The organism is Okeania sp. KiyG1 (genome assembly GCF_014132355.1).
In the GTDB taxonomy this organism is placed as follows: domain Bacteria; phylum Cyanobacteriota; class Cyanobacteriia; order Cyanobacteriales; family Microcoleaceae; genus Okeania.
Genome location: NZ_BLZO01000184.1, coordinates 57,790 through 75,248, shown reverse-complemented (window position 1 = coordinate 75,248; position 17,459 = coordinate 57,790). Strand labels below are relative to the sequence as shown.

The 17,459-nt window shown below is 36.3% G+C and carries 11 protein-coding genes and 2 pseudogenes; 8 read left to right on the top strand and 5 right to left on the bottom strand.

Features of this window, described 5'->3' with window-relative positions:
- The first annotated feature begins 110 nt into the window (after window positions 1–110).
- Window positions 111–401, top strand: coding sequence for a type II toxin-antitoxin system Phd/YefM family antitoxin (locus tag SAGCYANO_RS40320; RefSeq protein WP_202225142.1), 291 nt, complete (start codon window positions 111–113; stop codon window positions 399–401).
- A gap of 163 nt (window positions 402–564) precedes the next feature.
- The gene (locus SAGCYANO_RS40315; RefSeq protein WP_202225141.1) at window positions 565–1,248 is read left to right on the top strand and encodes a Uma2 family endonuclease; all 684 of its coding nucleotides are present in this window, start codon (window positions 565–567) and stop codon (window positions 1,246–1,248) included.
- A gap of 268 nt (window positions 1,249–1,516) precedes the next feature.
- Here SAGCYANO_RS40315 and SAGCYANO_RS40310 read toward each other — a convergent pair whose 3' ends face one another.
- From SAGCYANO_RS40310 to SAGCYANO_RS40300, 3 genes are all read right to left on the bottom strand, one after another.
- Window positions 1,517–2,131: a CP12 domain-containing protein gene (locus SAGCYANO_RS40310; protein WP_202225140.1), complete on the bottom strand. Its 615-nt coding sequence runs from the start codon at window positions 2,129–2,131 to the stop codon at window positions 1,517–1,519.
- Between the two features lie 154 nt (window positions 2,132–2,285).
- Entirely contained in the window at window positions 2,286–3,125 is an 840-nt protein-coding gene (locus SAGCYANO_RS40305; RefSeq protein ID WP_237397176.1) for a ribonuclease D, read from the bottom strand.
- Window positions 3,126–3,619: 494 nt separating this feature from the next.
- Window positions 3,620–4,459, bottom strand: a complete 840-nt coding sequence (locus SAGCYANO_RS40300) for a pentapeptide repeat-containing protein (protein WP_202225139.1) — start codon at window positions 4,457–4,459, stop codon at window positions 3,620–3,622.
- A 995-nt stretch (window positions 4,460–5,454) separates the two neighbouring features.
- Here SAGCYANO_RS40300 and ilvD point away from each other — a divergent pair.
- The 3 genes and pseudogenes from ilvD (at window position 5,455) to SAGCYANO_RS40285 (ending at window position 11,833) form a co-directional block, all read left to right on the top strand.
- Window positions 5,455–7,140, top strand: coding sequence for a dihydroxy-acid dehydratase (ilvD, locus tag SAGCYANO_RS40295; protein WP_202225138.1), 1,686 nt, complete (start codon window positions 5,455–5,457; stop codon window positions 7,138–7,140).
- A gap of 946 nt (window positions 7,141–8,086) precedes the next feature.
- Window positions 8,087–9,160 carry a transposase gene (locus SAGCYANO_RS40290; protein ID WP_237397160.1) on the top strand — a complete coding sequence of 358 codons (1,074 nt, stop codon included), beginning with the start codon at window positions 8,087–8,089 and terminating at the stop codon, window positions 9,158–9,160.
- 385 nt (window positions 9,161–9,545) lie between these two features.
- A pseudogene (locus SAGCYANO_RS40285) lies at window positions 9,546–11,833 on the top strand (transglycosylase domain-containing protein).
- A 32-nt stretch (window positions 11,834–11,865) separates the two neighbouring features.
- Here SAGCYANO_RS40285 and SAGCYANO_RS40280 read toward each other — a convergent pair.
- A pseudogene (locus SAGCYANO_RS40280) lies at window positions 11,866–11,982 on the bottom strand (D-alanyl-D-alanine carboxypeptidase family protein); the annotation flags it as partial.
- Window positions 11,983–12,067: 85 nt separating this feature from the next.
- On the opposite strand from SAGCYANO_RS40280, the gene SAGCYANO_RS40275 reads away from it, so the two are divergent.
- The 3 genes from SAGCYANO_RS40275 (at window position 12,068) to SAGCYANO_RS40265 (ending at window position 15,259) form a co-directional block, all read left to right on the top strand.
- A complete protein-coding gene (locus tag SAGCYANO_RS40275; protein WP_202225137.1) occupies window positions 12,068–13,879 on the top strand; it encodes an FHA domain-containing protein in 1,812 nt (603 codons plus the stop codon).
- 206 nt (window positions 13,880–14,085) lie between these two features.
- Window positions 14,086–14,466, top strand: a complete 381-nt coding sequence (locus SAGCYANO_RS40270; RefSeq protein WP_237397159.1) for a hypothetical protein — start codon at window positions 14,086–14,088, stop codon at window positions 14,464–14,466.
- Window positions 14,467–14,644: 178 nt separating this feature from the next.
- On the top strand, window positions 14,645–15,259 hold the full coding sequence (locus tag SAGCYANO_RS40265; RefSeq protein WP_202225136.1) for a hypothetical protein: 615 nt from the start codon (window positions 14,645–14,647) through the stop codon (window positions 15,257–15,259).
- A gap of 275 nt (window positions 15,260–15,534) precedes the next feature.
- On the opposite strand, the gene SAGCYANO_RS40260 is transcribed toward SAGCYANO_RS40265, so the two are convergent.
- Window positions 15,535–17,331, bottom strand: a complete 1,797-nt coding sequence (locus tag SAGCYANO_RS40260) for a fatty acyl-AMP ligase (protein WP_202225135.1) — start codon at window positions 17,329–17,331, stop codon at window positions 15,535–15,537.
- Between the last annotated feature and the right edge of the window lie 128 nt (window positions 17,332–17,459).

Here is a 17,459-nt window from a genome sequence, read left to right as displayed (position 1 = left end):
ACCAAGGAAAAACTTATATTTTGTGTTGATACTTAATCTAAAAATCATTACCACTCAGCAACGCCTAAAAAAATGCCAATATGATGCTAAACAGCTATCCAAGTAACAAGATGCTAGACAGAACCAAAGACATTGACTCCCTCACTAACTTCAAGCGTAATACTACTCAATATTTGCAGCGAATTAAGGAAAGCGGAAACCCACTCATCCTCACAGTTAATGGTAAAGCTGAAGTAGTAGTTCAAGATGCAGAGTCATACCAAAAATTACTAGAATTAGTAGACCATATACAAGCAATAGAAGGTATTCAGGCAGGTTTAAATTCAGTACAAGAGGGACGCACTTTTCCAGCAAAGCAAACATTAACCAAGCTCAAACAGAAGCATGGAATATCAAATTGAAATTAGCGATCGCTTCTAATTTAGATAGTCAAATTACACCACATTTAACAATAGTATTCATAACTCAACTTTGCCTATCCTTGACAATTCAACACACCTCAAAAACTAATATTTTATATTATATATGTATTAACAAAATCTAACATATTGAGGCCAAATAGTTATGACAAGTGGATTAGAAAATAAAGTACTAAAATTAACAATTCCTACTCTAGAAAATGGCGATCGCTTAACTCGAATTGAATTTGAACATCGTTACAGTAAGTCAAATGTTAAAAAAGCAGAATTAATTGAGGGAATAGTTTATATGGCATCTCCTTTACGAATTACAAAACATGGTAATCCTCATGCAAGAATTATGACTTGGTTAGGTATTTATTGGTCAGCAACTCCAGGTATAGAACTTGGTGATAATTCTACTGTTCGTTTGGATGGAGATAACGAACCTCAACCCGATGCTTTACTGCGAATTGAAAATGGTGGGCAGTCAATTATTAGTGAGGATGGTTATGTGGAAGGAGCGCCGGAATTAATAGTAGAAATTGCTGCTAGTACTGTTTCTATTGATGTGCATGAAAAAAAGAAAATCTATCGTCGTAATCAAGTTCAAGAATATCTGGTTTGGCGCGTCGAAGATGGAGAAATTGATTGGTATAGCTTAAAAGAAGGGGAATATATTCAGCTTCAACCTAATTCCGAGGGAATAATTTATAGTGAAGTTTTTCCTGGTTTATGGTTAGATAAAACAGCTTTATTAACAGGAAATTTAATCAAAGTAATTGAAGTTGTACAACTTGGGTTAGCGACAGCAGAACATCAAAATTTTGTGGATAAATTATCAAAATAGGGAGTAGGAGGAAATAATTAATAATTAATAATTAATAATTAATAATTCTGGTTGAAAGCCTCCCCTTTTAAGGGGAAAAAAGCGGTCGTTTGCGGAGCATTCCGTAGGATGGGATGGATGGGTTTCCTAATCATATTCAATCGACCAAGAGAAGAAATAATATTTCCTTATATTCAATTCCGTAACGTTTTTAACCAGAGGTAATTATCAATTATCCATTATCAATTATCAATTAATGAACTATTCCCTGCTATCCAAAAATCTGAAACTAAACATCGTAACTTCGTGCTTCAGCAGCTTCTGGGTTATCCTCACAATAGAGGTCAAAAGCACTTTTTTCCATCCTTTCTGCCTTTTGATGAGCAGCTTCAGCTTGTAACTCTTCTACAACATCCCAAGCTGCTGCACATTCTTTAGAAGTCACACCTTTTTCCGCACAAATACTCCTTGCTTCTTCAATAGCTGCTTCTATTCTCCTTTCAAGCAATACAGATTTTGGTTTCTCCACAAAATCACTTTTGCTTAAAATATCTGTAATTGAAATAATACCAAGTAACTTATCCTTAATTACAGGCGCTCGATGTATACCTGTATTAGCAAATAATCTCGCTACATATTCTACACCTAGATCGGGGTTAACAACAATGCAAGGTTTAGTCATAATTTCATAAACTCGCACTTGTTTAGGGTCTTTGCCGTAAGCAGCAACCTGATAAACAATATCTGTCTCTGTGATAATACCATAAGCATCTTGTTCGTGACGGCGTTCCACAATTAGAGCGCGCAGACAGAGATCGTTCATTTTCTTCACAGCATCAGCTACCGTTGCCGAACCACGAATTTTTTCAACCTCTGTGGTCATAATATCTTTAGCTTTCATCATCTTGACTTTTCCTCAATAATATGTATTTAGTTATTGATATTTAAGCTACTAATATTTAGCAGCTTTAGTTATTAATTTAAGATTAGGATAAAAGAGTTATTTAGTCTATAGATTTATCAAATCAAATTATTTTTAATTAGCTGTTAGTTCAGAGCTAGTTAGTATCAGACAAATCTTTAACAGTCAATTTCCAGCTAGAACTTTTCTCTTTATTTACCAAAATTTTATTCATAATATCTCCAAAATCTTTTTGTAGTTTTTGAGTGACAGTAATTGGAAAATCTAAGTCTATTTCCTGATTTTGTACGATCGCTGCCAACTCAGCAAAATTAACTTTTTGAGTAACTCGTTCTGTAGGTGATAATTTAAAAGTTGAAGTTTCAGAAATATTCTGTGCTTGCATAGCTAATTTTATCCGCTCAAGTATATGAGCAATTTCTGAATCTAACAATTTCCATTCATGTAAAATATCTTGATATCTTTGACTTAGTTCCTCTAAATTCTCAGTAGTAGGTTCAGAATTATTTTGTTTCATTAATTCTAACAAAGCTAAATGTACTTGAGCTAAATAAACACAGTCCATTTTCGCATATTCTAACTGTTTTTCTGTCAGTGGGCGTTGTCCCCAGTCACTTCCCTGTATTTGTTTATCTATATTTTTAAAATCAGTTAAATTTTCAACTAATGTCTTCAGTTTTAAATTAGGAAGAGGCAAAATATAATAAGGTAATTTTTTCGCTATTTCCCAAGTGCAAGTAATATTTTCAGCTTGATTTTTACCCAAAAATTTAATATCAAATCTAGCATTATGAAATACCTTCTCAATATTAGGTTCGACCATTATGTTATCGATAAAAAAATTAGTTAGATCGGGATTATCTAAAACATCCAAAATATAAACGCGATCGCCCACTAAATCTTGAGAGTCAGCTAAGACTTGAATTAAAGACAATCTAGGTTTACGAGTCTTATAATCAGCAACTTCTGTATCAATCCAAAGTATATTAGCAGTAGCTAATTGTTCAATACATTTTTAATATCATTATTATCCGTCAAATAAAACATATAAATTAATAAAAAATCTTAAAATTACAGTATTAATACCAATTCACTTTAGGTATATCACAAATAGTTTTGCTCCTTTTAATATTAAATAACTTCGGTAAATTACCTAAAAATTATGGTTTAAAGCCTCCCCTTTTAAGGGGATAATAAAGAAAAAATTTCCTTTGAGTCAATCCTATCCCTTTTAAAGGAGAGGTAATTAATAATTAATAATTAATAATTAATAATTAATAATTATTGAATGTAGCATCAAAGTTTTGTAGCTCTATAAAATCTTACTTTTGACTTTTGACTTTTGAATTATCACTTTTGATTTTTGACTTCTGTGAAGTTAATGTAGCATCAAAGTGTTGCAGCTCTATAAAATCTTACTTTTGACTTTTGACTTTTGACTTTTGAATTATCACTTTTGAATTATCACTTTTAAGGACAAGTTGTACCATCAGGCATAATTGCTCCCCTCATATCTGCATCTCGTAGATTAGTTTTATTTAGCTTCGCATCAATCAATACAGCCTTAATTAATGTTGCTCCTGTCAGATTTGACCAACTTAAATTAGCCCGAAATAAATTAGCCCCACTCATATTAGCTCCTCGAAAAGTAGTCCAACTAACATTAGCAGTTCGTAGTTTCGCTCCACTTAAATTAGCTTCACTCAAAGTAGCTCCAATAGTAGTAGATTTGCTCAATTCAGCTTCACTCAGATTAGCCCCACTTAACATCGCCCCACTCAGAATGCCATTACTTAGATTGGCCTCTTCTAAAATTGACTCATTCATCAAGGCATTTGTTAAATTCGCAGACTCTAAATTTGAGCCATTTAAAATAGCTCTGATCAAATTAACGCGAATCATTGTAGCTGCTGTTAAATTAGCTGCCGTTAAATTAGCCTGACTGAAATTAGCTTCTGTTAGATTAGCACCTCTTAAATCCGCTTGACTTAAATTAGCTTCCCTAGAATTAGAACCCCGTAGATTAGCCTCACTCAAATCAGCATTAGTTAAGTCAGTTTTCACCAGACTCGCTCCAATCAAATTAGCTTCACTCAAATTAGTCCCATTGAGATAAGCATTCTCTAAATCCACTTCTCTGAGATTAACTCCACATAGGCGACCATCCATAAGTTTTATATTACGGAAGTTTGCCCTAGTAAAGTTAGCATTACTTAAATCAGCTCCCCTTAAATCTACCCCTACTAGAGTAATACCTTTAAAATTTCTTTCCCCTGCTGCATACTGCTTTAGAAGTTCTTCCGCCTCCATTTGCACCGCCTCAAACTATTTTCTATTTTATATTTTATATTTAAACTAGTGCCGCTACGCGTAAGTCAAAAGTCAAAAGTCAAAAGTCAAAAGTATTGATTTGTAATTGTTTTAGGATTTTGTAACTGGTCAGTTATTTGAGCCATCCTGCACTAGGACATTACTAACTTATATAAAGTAAAGAGAACCCCCATATATACCTAATTAACTTATTAACTAGCTTTTTCTATAAAACTTTTTGCTTTAGACAGGAGACAGGAGACAGGAGACAGGGAGACAACCCACCCCTAACCCCGACCGTGGAGGGGAAGACAGGAAGAACGAGGAATGAGCAAGGAGGTAGGAGTAACAATTGTCAATTCGGGATTTTTCTGCCCAACGATGAGCCTAAAATACGCTCCATGGATGAGCGTTAAGAGCTGAAAAATTTGCACTGCAATTCGACCCCAAAAAGGTACTTGTCTTTATATGTCAATGCTTTTAGATTAGATCGGTCACGCCCTAAAATACATAGGGTCTGCTGAAAAAGTCTTTTTTAAGGAGTAGGGGACCCACCCCTAACCCCGACCGTGGAGGGGAAAAAGGGAGTAGGGGAGTAGGGGAGTAGGGGAGAATTTTTTTGCCCAACTCTTCTAAAAATGCGCTCCATGCATGAGCATCAAGAGCTGAAAACCATGTACTTTTTCAATACCTAAAAAGGCTAAAACCTTTATCTGGTAATAATTTGAGATTTAATCAGCAAACCCTAAATATAGCAGTCGAAGTAAACGCCGCGGACATATCAAAAGCTTAAAACTCAGACAAGTCAAATTTTTCCTTCTTCCTTCTCTCCTAGATAGCTAAAGCCTTTTCTCCTAGATAACTAAAGCCTTCTTCCTTCTGCTATACACCAAATTAAGGGCCTAAGTTTAGTAACTTTATTGTAAATATCTCAAAAACCACGCTTATCTTCTGAGAAAATCAAGAACATAAGATAGTACAACAAAAAAAATACTATGCCAGAGAATGTAAGAAGCCAATTAATCACAAAAGGAGTACAACGTGCTCCTAACCGAGCTATGCTCAGAGCTGTAGGTTTTGAAGATTCAGACTTTACTAAACCGATAGTCGCAGTAGCAAACGCTTATAGCACTATTACCCCCTGCAATATGGGCATCAATGATTTGGCCATGCGGGCCATGGCAGGAGCCAAACAAGCAGGGGCAATGCCACAGATATTTGGCACAATTACCATTAGCGATGGTATTTCTATGGGAACTGAGGGAATGAAATACTCCCTTGTTTCTAGGGATGTCATTGCTGACTCCATCGAAACAGTTTGTAATGGCCAGGCTATGGACGGAGTTTTAGCTATTGGCGGTTGTGATAAAAATATGCCAGGGGCAATGATAGCGATCGCTCGAATGAATATTCCTGCGATATTTGTCTATGGTGGTACTATCAAACCAGGTCACTATAATGGTGAAGATTTAACCGTAGTTAGTGCTTTTGAAGCAGTAGGAAAATACAGTGCTGGAAAAATTGATGAAACAGAGCTCAAAGAAATTGAACGTAGAGCTTGTCCAGGTGCTGGGTCTTGTGGAGGAATGTTCACCGCAAATACTATGTCTTCAGCTTTTGAAGCAATGGGTATGAGTCTGATGTATTCATCAACTATGGCGGCCGAAGATGCAGAAAAAGCTGATAGTACTGAGGAGTCTGCCAAAATTCTAGTAGAGGCTATCCGCAAACAAATTCTACCTCGTCAAATAATTACCCGCAAGGCTATAGAAAACGCAATTTCGGTAATTACTGCAGTTGGGGGTTCAACTAATGCAGTTCTACATTTACTCGCCATTGCTCATGCTGCTGAGGTAGAATTATCCATTGATGATTTTGAAACTATTCGAGCCAGAGTTCCTGTATTGTGCGACCTCAAACCCAGTGGTAGATACGTTACAACAAATTTGCATCAAGCAGGTGGTATTCCTTTAGTAATGAAAATGCTCCTCGAACATGACCTACTCTACCCAGATGCTCTAACTATTACAGGTAAAACTATTGGAGAACAGTTAGCAGACGTACCTTCGGAACCACCTTCTAACCAAGATGTGATTCGCCCTTGGGATAATCCGATGTATGCTAAAGGACACTTGGCTATTTTAAAAGGGAATCTGGCAACTGAGGGAGCTGTTGCTAAAATTACAGGAGTCAAGAACCCAGAAATAACAGGTCCGGCAAGAGTATTTGAGTCAGAAGAAAACTGCTTAGAGGCAATATTAGCAGGCAAAATTCAAGCAGGAGATATTATTGTAGTCCGTTATGAAGGACCAAAAGGTGGGCCAGGAATGCGAGAAATGTTAGCACCAACTTCGGCTATTATCGGTGCTGGTTTAGGAGATAAAGTAGGGTTGATTACTGATGGTAGATTTTCTGGTGGTACTTACGGTATGGTAGTTGGTCATGTAGCTCCAGAAGCAGCAGTAGGTGGAGCGATCGCTCTGATAAAGGAAGGAGATATGATTACTATTGATGCTCACCAGCGTTTGTTACAGTTAAATATTTCTGATGAGGAACTACAACAGCGTCGTCAAGCATGGCAACCTCCAGCACCCCGGTACACCAGAGGTGTATTAGCAAAATATGCGAAGTTAGTATCTTCTAGCAGCGTTGGCGCAGTAACTGATGCTGGATTAGATTAAAAGTGTGGTATGATTAACATCAATTTGTGATATTCGCCAGTAAAATTAAATAAGCATATTGTAGACATCCTTAAGTTACAGTTTCTATTATTTTGTAGCTTAGGATGTCAATGAATTCTCAAGCAAATTACTGAAAAATTGGGTTAACTAGCTATTAGTTAGAGCGCGCTTCAGCGCTTCAGCCTAAAAATGTAGTGCTATAGATAATGGTATCTGTTTACCGGATTATTAATTATTAATAATTAAATAATTCGCGCCTTGAAGCCTCCCCTTTTAAGGGGAAAAAGCGGTCGAGAGATGGCGAGGAAACCTGCGCCATATCTAATCGACCAAGAGAAGAAATAATATTTCCTTATGTTCAATTCCGTAGCGGTTAAAACCCGAGGTAATTATCAATTATCCATTATCCATTATCAATTAATGAAGGAGCAGTCTGTCAAAAAAAGTTTGGGTTGCTTATACCCTTTCCGTTCGAGAATGCTCGGCATACACGCAAAGCTGACTGCTGAACTTCTGTTTGGGCAGCATTCCGCCAGTAAACGCTTTTTTATCAAAATAATTGGGCATAATACCAATTTGATAAATGTTTTTGACAAATGGTAGGGACTCCCTTATGCAACGTCCGTACGAAAAAAGGAAGAGCAAAGAAGGAAGATGGTTTAAATCTTGAAAAAAAGGGAAAAAAATATAAATAGCTATCTAAAATGAACTGGAATAGCTATTTTTAAGTATAATAAAAGTTATACATAAATATAGTCTTATGTAGTCAAATAATGTCAAATATCTTAGTTGATTTGTATTCAGAAGCTATTAAATACTTGACAAAATTTAATAAATCTCGACCACCTGTATTATTGTATAATCAAATTTCCTGAGAATTCCAGACTAAATAATCAGAAAATTTCCTTAATGCTCCAATCTTAATATAATTTAAACTCCTTGATTTATGAAATTAGTTGAGAGACATATTATTCAAAAAAATCATCGGTTTTATGCTGAAATTGACCGACTGTGTTTTTTGTCGAAAAATCTCTATAACTATGCTAATTATTTGGTTCGTCAGTCTTGGATATTTGAAAAGACAAATAATTCTTATTACGACCTGCAAAAAACACTCTCTACTCAATCAGATTATCAAGCAATGCCAGCTAAAGTATCTCAACAAATATTGATGATACTAGATAGAAATTGGAAAAGCTTTTTAGCAGCAAACGAAGTTTATAAACAGAACTCATCAAATTTTAAATATCTTCCTCATCTTCCTGGATATAAAAATAAAGTAACGGGAAGAAATATTGTAGTTTATACCACACAAGCCATCAGCAAGAAGCAACTTAAACAAGGAATTATTAATCCTTCTAAAACTGGGATTTATCTAAAAACATTAGTACCTACTTCACAAATTAAACAAGTTCGTCTCGTCCCCAGACTTAACCATTATGTAATTGAGGTGATTTATGAGAAATGCGCAAAACAATACGAGCTAGAAAAAAATCGTTGTGCCAGTATTGATATAGGATTAAACAACTTAGCTAAATTAACCTTTAATAAAGCCGGAATCAAACCGCTCTTGATAAATGGCAGACCATTAAAATCTATCAATCAATACTATAATAAAGTCAAGAGCTTCCTACAATCTAAACTCCGGGAAAATCAATCAAGCCAGAGACTGAAAAAGCTTTGTAATAAAAGAGAATTTAAAATTAATGATTATCTCCATAAATCATCTCGTTTGATTATTAATACTTTGATTAATCAGAAAATAGGAACATTGATAATAGGGCACAATGAAGAGTGGAAGCAGAAGATAAATTTAGGGAAAAGAAATATTTCATACTTTGTATCTGTTCGCTATAAAAAGTTAATAGAAATGTTATCCTATAAAGCCAAGATGGTAGGGATAGGTGTAATAATTACAGAAGAATCTTATACCTCAAAAGCAAGTTTTATAGATAATGATATTCTTCCTGTATACAAAAAAGTAAGAAAAATCAAGTCACTTTCTCAGGAAAAAGAATAAAGCGATGCAGCGCCGCCAAAGGGGGTTTCCCCCATGAGCGACTGCATCAAGACAAAGAGGAATGCAATCGTACCGCCAACAAAGAATTAATTAATGAGTTACGTTAATGGTTCTTTGAACATTATGAGAAAAGTAGTCCCAAATGTCTTGGACCATAGGATAGAGGGTGTTGTAGTTCACCCAGTCAGGATAACACCTGCAAAATAAGGATATGTCTTATGTGACCATATTTTTATGAACTATAATACCCTGCCTTTTAAGGCGAAATATTTTTGGAGGGAGATTTAAACCTCCTGTTACAAAAATAATTTCTAACTTTTGACTTTTGACTTTTGACTTTTGACTTTTGACTTCGTTAACTCTCTGTTCCCTGTTCCCTCCAGTTATGAATTATCCACGACCTCCTCGTAATTCTCAAACTATCTTGGGTAATATTACCCAGATGGTTAAAACTATTCATGCCAATGTTAACTTTTCCCGACTAGCACTGAGACCTAATGCTAAAGTACCCGAACTCTGGATACAGGAAACAGAGAATACTCCAGCTAAAAAATATCCTCTTTTGGGCGATCGCTATTTACTAGGACGCTCTTCCCAAGCTTGTGATATTGTCATTCGTAATCCCCTGATTAGTAAAATTCATCTGTCTGTCTCCAAAAATACTAATAAATCTAACGCTCCTTACATAGTTAAAGACGAGAATTCTGCTAATGGTATCTACAATGGGAAAAAACAAGTTTCTCGTATGTCTCTACGTCATGGTGATGTTCTAACTTTAGGACCGCCAGTATTAGCTGATACTGTTAAAATTCGGTATGTAGACCCTCCTGTTTGGTATTTTCAAGCATTTCGTTATACTGTCTTCGGTCTTTCTGGATTAACCGCTTTAATCAGTTTAATGATTTTGCTTGAATGGACAAAATTTCAGGTAGACCCTTTACCCAATCCAATTACTGGCCCAGTAGTTGTCTATGCTCGTGATGGACAAACTCCTCTACGTCCCACCTACAGAAATGCTCATTATGAATTAGGGCGCATATCTAAATTCTCTAAATATTTACCTGATGCAGTTATTGCTTCTGAGGATAGTCGCTTTTATTGGCATTTTGGCGTAGACCCCATCGGAATTACTAGAGCAGTATTGACAAATTTGAGGGCAGATGGTATAAGCCAGGGAGGAAGTACAGTAACTCAACAACTATCGAGAAGTATATTTCGTGACTATGTAGGTACAGAAGATTCTGTTGGAAGGAAAATACGAGAGGCAATAGTATCTTTCAAAATAGAGGCTTTTTATAGTAAAAACGAAATATTATTAAATTATCTGAATAAGGTTTATTTAGGGTTAGATTTATACGGATTTGAAGATGCCTCTAGATTTTATTTTGCTAAAAGCGCTCAAGATTTAACTTTATCAGAAGCAGCAACATTAGTAGGAATTTTACCAGCACCCAATACTTTTAATCCCGTAGAAAATTATCAATTAGCTATAGAAAAAGAGATGGAGTAATTTATCGAATGCTCACTTTGGGCATGATCGACCAACAAGAAGCAGATAGAGCGAGACGCTCGCGGGTAGAAATTAATCCTAAAGCTATAGAAATTCTCCAAAGTACAATAGCACCTTATTATTATAGTTATGTATTTAGCGAACTGGAAGAATTATTAGGAGAAGACTTAGCTAGAGAGGGAAATTTTGTTGTTCAAACAGCTTTAAATCCTGAAATTCAAACCTTAGCAGAAACAAGTTTAAAAGAAGCAATTAACAATGCTGGGTCTTATGCTAATTTTTCTCAAGGCGCTATAGTCACAATAGACTCTCGAAATGGAGAAGTCATCGCCTTGACCGGAGGTGCAGATTATCAACAGAGTCAGTTTAACCGGGCAACTCAAGCACAACGTCAACCAGGATCTACTTTTAAAGTTTTTGCCTACGCTGCTGCTTTGGAAAGAGGGATACCACCAACAAGATTATATTCTTGTAATTCTCTGAGATGGATGGGTCAAACCTACGGAGGTTGTCAACGCAGTGGTGGCAATACAAATATGTACACTGGAATAGCACTTTCTGAAAATGCAGTAGCTTTGCGAGTTGCTCAACAAGTGGGTTTAGGTAATGTAGTCAGGATGGCGAAGCGTTTAGGGATTAAATCTAAGTTAGATGCTGTACCAGGATTAATATTGGGTCAAAGTGAAGTTAATGTCTTAGAAATAACTGGCGCTTATGGAGCGATCGCTAATCGTGGAGTAGGAAACCGCCCTCATACCATTAGAAAGATTATTGATAGTAGCGACTGTAGCGATCGCAATAATATCTACACTTGTCGTTGTATTTATTCCTATAATTCAGACCCAAGCTGTGAAAACCCTCAAGGAGATATTCAAGCTAACCGCCAGATATTACGACCACAAATAGCAGATACCATGACCCAAATGCTCCAAGGAGTAGTGGAATATGGTACTGGTCGTGGAGCTTATGTAGGATTAGATGAAGCTGGTAAAACGGGTACGACTAATAGAGGAGTAGATTTATGGTTTGTTGGTTATATTCCTAAGAAAAGTGTGGTTACAGGTATTTGGTTGGGAAATGATGATAACTCTCCTACTTATAGCAGTAGCGGACAAGCGGCTCAGTTATGGGGGGATTATATGAAAAAGGTTGTGGGTGAGTAATAATATCAAACCCGTCAGGAATCAACTTTAAACTATCGAAAGCCATCATACTTGAAAAAACGCCAGTGCCAAGGTTCATAACTTACTCCTTGAGAGTTGTTTTCAGGAAATGACATTTCAAAACCGTATTTGTCTGCATTGTCAATTAAGATGGTCTCTCAGGATCTAAGAGCATTAAACAACTCCTAGATTTGATGATATACTAGGCCTAAATAATTCTTTAGTCGAAGTTGGATGAAGACAAACCTAATTTTAGCTCTTGAGAGAGCGAATTTAACCTGGACTCTGCACCCACACCGCACTTGTACAGTTGGCCAAGATTCTGACTGCGATATTATCCTTCCTAGTATTGGTCATGTGGCAACCCTTCATTTAGAGTTTAGATATGACCAATCAATTAAAAAATGGTGTGTAAAAAACTTAGATGGCAATAAGAATGTTACCTTCAATGAAGGGGCAATGGAAGACAAAGAGGTTCCTATTTTAGGGGAAACTCGCATAGAAATTACAGAAGGGCAGGCATTATTAGCTATACCTAGAGCTAAGTCTGACGAAACGGAAAGCTCGCCACCATTGTCGCAAAAGTTAATAACATCAACACGGTTATTGTCAGGCTATGCTTACTTAAAAGGAATTTTTAGTAGTTTTGAGCTGCTGGATTACTTGCAAGTCGATCCTTACAAAGCGAAAATTCCCTCATCTAGCCTTGATTTGGATGAAATAGCAGGTCACGCTGCTCGTTCGGCTTTAATTACACTATTGTTTTCAATATTAGCCTTAGCCGCAGTATGCGTACAAATTTTAATAATAATCGACACTGGTTTTTCAAACTTGGCTTCTCTGGTTAGCATCGTTGCAGGGCTATTAGTAGGATTCGAGCTAGTTTATTTGCGATGGTTCATGGCTAGAAAATTCATTAAAAAGAATTACACGCAAAATTATCAAGTTAGCTTTTTCAAATTTCTCGAACCATTAGTAAACCACTTTCGGCAGCAAGTAATGCAGGTAGAACCAGCCCAAAATGTTATTGTTTTTGGTGGTAACTATCCCTTTACTGGTTATGGGGAGTTGATTCCAAAATCTAGTTGGACTGTACCAATAGACAGACTAGCAAAAGCTTCAAAATCTAAAGATTCAAATAGTAGAGTTAATATTCCTGTTTCTGAATTTTATAAATCTGTTGATGCTGAAATTGCTCAAAAACAATTACCAAAACTACAAAAGTTTTCCTACTTATTTGTTGATGGTTTTGAGCTAAAAGACAGTCAATTTTTGGCCTTTCCTACTACTCAGCCAGGAGTAACTTATCTAGAAGACCCACTCTTAAATGAAGAGCATAATACAGTAGGAAGTCTCAAGCGAGCTTATCGAGTTTATCAATACACTGATACTGAACGTGATTACGTTCTGACTCACTTTTTGCGCTTTATAAATGCTGGTTCGGTTACTTTTGTTGAGTCTGCTGCTTACATTTTGACGGGTATAGATCGCAAGCGGTTTAGCTTAATTTCTACCCTTCAAGATACTAAGTTTTTAAGGTTAATTAAAGCCATGATTATTGGTATATATCTGGGTAACTTATACTTAGCTGGCTTAATAGCTATTATTCATATTGGTATTTTTATTCATAAAGTCATTTCCTGGCAGCTTAATAATTTTCGACAAAAAAAATCCGCAGAACTTCAAGAGGAGTATAATTATGGTATTGAGAAAACCTTGCGAGAGTATGTTGCAGAACCTTTATTCTTTAAAAGAAAAGAAAATTTAAAAGAGAAAGGCTCAGATTTTAAAATAACAACAATAATTTTTAACCCAGTTCTTTACCTGAACCCCATAGGTATTTTTATAATAGTTATTACACTTTTGTCATCGTTCTTAGTTTGGATACCACTTTCGTTTGCGATTTTAGTAAACAAGAATTTTAACGTCTTTCTTAAAGTTGATAGAGAGATGAAAATCAATTTTGATTATTACTGTAACCAAGATACTTTTTTTATTGGAAAACTATTCAAACTACCATATTTAATAGTACAGTTAAGACACTAGCAAATTGGGGAGTTAATACATCAGAATTTGAATATTTCAAACAAGTCATCAATAATGGATTAATGATCAATAATGGGTTAATGATTGATGCTAATACAATTACAAACAACGGTCAGATGGTTGGTGGCATCGATGCGCAAGCTATCTTTAATCAGACTGTAAACAAACCTTCCAACAAATAAGCTAACTAAAAGGGAGAAAGCAGAATGAATGAAACTAACAATGGGGTTTCTATCAAGAGCAATAGTTTAACCAATAATGGTCAAATTGCTGGTGGCCTAAATAGTAAAAACCACTATGAAGTATATGAGACGACTAACGAAGCCCAATCAAAGAGTTTGGCTGAGACAGCAGCAGAAATACAAGAAATCCTCAAGCAACTAGAAGAATCTAACCCTACCAACACAATAGCAGGTCAAATGGAAGTTGCCAAAAAAGCTATTGAGATAGTTAACAGTAAGCCAACATTAAAGGAGCGGGTCGTTGGTTTGTTGAAATCTGTGGGGACTCAAGCATTGAAGGAAGCTTTAGACAATCCAGTAGCTAATATTTTAGTTGAAGCTTTTAAAGGCTGGACGAAACCCTAATCTAGTATGTCAGGCAAAAGACAGGATATGAGATAATTTTTTCAGAAAACTGCCCTTATAATCTTGAACAATTATTAGATATTAACTGGCTACCATAAAATAAGTTATTAATTAGGGTTTGCTGATTAAATCTTAAAGGATCTATATATAAAGGCTTTAGCTTTTTTGGAGTTGAAATATGTCTATAATTCCAATTATTAATCCGACTCAGTCTTATACCTTTGCTGACTACTTTAAATTAAACTCTGAACCAGACGATATTCTATCATACTTTGGCTATGAATATGAATCGCGATCGCTAAATTTACCCCAAACCCATTGTCAACTTGAACGCTTAGATAATTTAAAACAACGCTTGGAAGAAATTTTACCTTGTGTCAGCTTAACTAGCGAAATGGCTAGAAGAGAATTTCTGATTGCTCCTGTTTTGATGGAATTAATTCACTACACCCAAGTCAAAATCAAAGTGGGGTATTCTTTAAAAATTAATGAACAGTTGAAAGGTGAATTAGATTATTTTCTCCAGACCAAAACTCAGTTTCTAGTTATTGAAGCAAAAAATGCTGACTTACAAAGAGGTTTCACACAATTAGCAGTGGAATTAATTGCTGTAGAAAAAGCAGAATTTGCCAACTATTCTATGTTATACGGTGCAGTTTCGATGGGTAATATTTGGCAATTTGCTGTTTTGGATACTCAACAAAAACAAGTTATACAAGATACAAATGTATATCGAGTTCCAGCAGACTTGACAGAGTTATTACAGATTATGGTGGGAATTTTAGAAGGTTGATATGCTGTTTACTATTAGACATCTCCTCCAAAAGAGGGAGTAGGCAGTAGGGGGAAATAATTGATAATTTCTGTGTGAGAATTGATTTTATTTTGGATTTTTATCAGATGTTTATTAGACATCTCCTCCAAAAGAGGCAGTAGGGAGTAGGGGGAAATAATTGATGAATAAGAGTACGATAATTGATTTAATTTTTTTGGTTGTCCTGCTCTCATAATGGTAAAAAAGATATATATTTTTAATTTCTCCCCACACTCCCCACACTCCCCACACCCCTACTCCCCTACTCCCTGTTCCCTACTATCTATATAATTACCAGCTAATTCCGATACACTACCCTTTTCAGTCTGAAGTTGCCATTGACCTACTACATTTAGGGAACCTTCCAAAAATTGACTACGACAAACTCCACGCTGAATCTTACCACTGGTAGTCTTAGGAATACTACCAGTCTTCAACAGATTAATAGCATAAACTTCTACTGTATGCTCTGCGGCCACTACTTGTCTAATTGCTCCAACTACTTCCTCAACATTCAATTTTCGTAAATAACTACGTTCCACCTCTTGAGCAATTATCAACCGCTCATCATCTTCTGCTTCTATAGAAAAAGCTGCCCCACAACTAGACCGTAAAGCGGGATGACACTTTTCCACTGTCAGCTCAATATCTTGAGGATAACGATACCTACCCCACAAAATCATTACATCTTTAATCCGACCAGTAATAAATAATTCCCCATCTTGTAAAAATCCTAAATCTCCGGTTCGTAAAAAAGGTCCTTTATCTGCCAAAAAAGCATTAAAAGTTCGTTCCGTCTCCTCCGGTTGATTCCAATAACCCCTACCTACACCAGCGCCAGATACCCAAATTTCCCCAACTTCACCATCTGGACGTGGAACTAATAATTCTGGGTCAACAATCATAATTTCATCGCCCAACCAAGCAAAACCACAACTAACTACTGCTCTACTTTTTTCACCACCAACCACAACTCGGTTTTCTGCTAAAGCTTCAGAATCTACATATTTAATAACTGGAGGTTTTGTTTTTGTTGCGCCACTGATAAATAAGGTAGTTTCTGCCATTCCATAACAAGGATAAAAAGCCTCTCGCCGAAACCCACAAGGTGCAAAAGTCTCGGCAAATCTTTCTAAAGTTGCAGCTCGCACGGGTTCAGCTCCAGAAAATGCGACATCCCAACTACTTAAGTCTAAATTTTTCAGTTGTTTTGGCGTTACTTGCCGAGAAACTAAGTCATAAGCAAAGTTGGGTCCGCCGCTGGTTGTTGCTTTGTATTGAGAAATAGCTTTTAACCAACGTATGGGTTTTTGAATTAAAGCCACGGGTGACATGAGGGTAACGGGAAAACCTCCATATAAAGGTTGTATTACTCCACCAATTAATCCCATATCGTGGAACATGGGTAGCCATATTACGCCCTGACTTTCTGGGGAATGTTCAAATGACTGATAAATAATTTCTGAGTTATGCAATACGTTGCGGTGAGTGACCATTACTCCTTTTGGTTTGCCTGTGGAACCGGAGGTGTATTGGAAAAAGGCGAGGGTGTCTGAGTCTATTTTTGGTTCTATCCAATGGTGTGCTTCAGAAAAATCAATTTTATCTGTGGCTATCCAGGGTAATTGGTTGAGTTTAGGAGCTAAGTCTGGATTTTTAGCTAATTTTTCTTGAATTTCCCGTAAAAAAGATTCTGTGGTGAGAATGGCTTTTGGTTGGGAGGACTCGACTCTTTCTTGGAGTTTGGCTATTGCGTCGTTGTTGAGGGGAGGGTTGCTAGTTACGGCGATCGCTCCTGCACAGATACAACCAAAGAAACTAGCGATAAATTCTAGTCCGGCAGTGTAGGGATAAACGACTAATATTCGGTCTTGTGGAATGATGATTGATTGGAGGTGAGCAGCGATCGCTCGGACTTGGGTATTTAATTGTTGATAAGTTAAGCTACCAGACTCGGTTTCTCCATCGGGCAAAAACGTATAAGCAGTTTGATTAGGAAGATTTTGGGAGCGATGGTTTAGGATGTCTAGTATTGTTGAGTATTTAGCCATTTGAGGATTTTTTCAGCAGATTAATAATTAGAGTATTGTATTAGTCAGTTTTTCTTGCTTACCACATAGTTGTAAATAGGTCAAACCCTTGTTAGAGGGGCTGAGAAAAATTAGTTCATCTTGGTTAA

Bases quoted from the DNA above. Each gene is read 5' to 3' on its own strand.
- SAGCYANO_RS40265 (WP_202225136.1), top strand. From the start codon at position 14,645: ATGTCTATAATTCCAATTATTAATCCGACTCAGTCTTATACCTTTGCT.
- SAGCYANO_RS40315 (WP_202225141.1), top strand. From the start codon at position 565: ATGACAAGTGGATTAGAAAATAAAGTACTAAAATTAACAATTCCTACT.
- SAGCYANO_RS40320 (WP_202225142.1), top strand. From the start codon at position 111: ATGCTAGACAGAACCAAAGACATTGACTCCCTCACTAACTTCAAGCGT.
- SAGCYANO_RS40260 (WP_202225135.1), bottom strand. From the start codon at position 17,331: ATGGCTAAATACTCAACAATACTAGACATCCTAAACCATCGCTCCCAA.
- SAGCYANO_RS40310 (WP_202225140.1), bottom strand. From the start codon at position 2,131: ATGATGAAAGCTAAAGATATTATGACCACAGAGGTTGAAAAAATTCGT.
- SAGCYANO_RS40275 (WP_202225137.1), top strand. From the start codon at position 12,068: ATGAAGACAAACCTAATTTTAGCTCTTGAGAGAGCGAATTTAACCTGG.
- ilvD (WP_202225138.1), top strand. From the start codon at position 5,455: ATGCCAGAGAATGTAAGAAGCCAATTAATCACAAAAGGAGTACAACGT.
- SAGCYANO_RS40290 (WP_237397160.1), top strand. From the start codon at position 8,087: ATGAAATTAGTTGAGAGACATATTATTCAAAAAAATCATCGGTTTTAT.
- SAGCYANO_RS40300 (WP_202225139.1), bottom strand. From the start codon at position 4,459: ATGGAGGCGGAAGAACTTCTAAAGCAGTATGCAGCAGGGGAAAGAAAT.
- SAGCYANO_RS40270 (WP_237397159.1), top strand. From the start codon at position 14,086: ATGAATGAAACTAACAATGGGGTTTCTATCAAGAGCAATAGTTTAACC.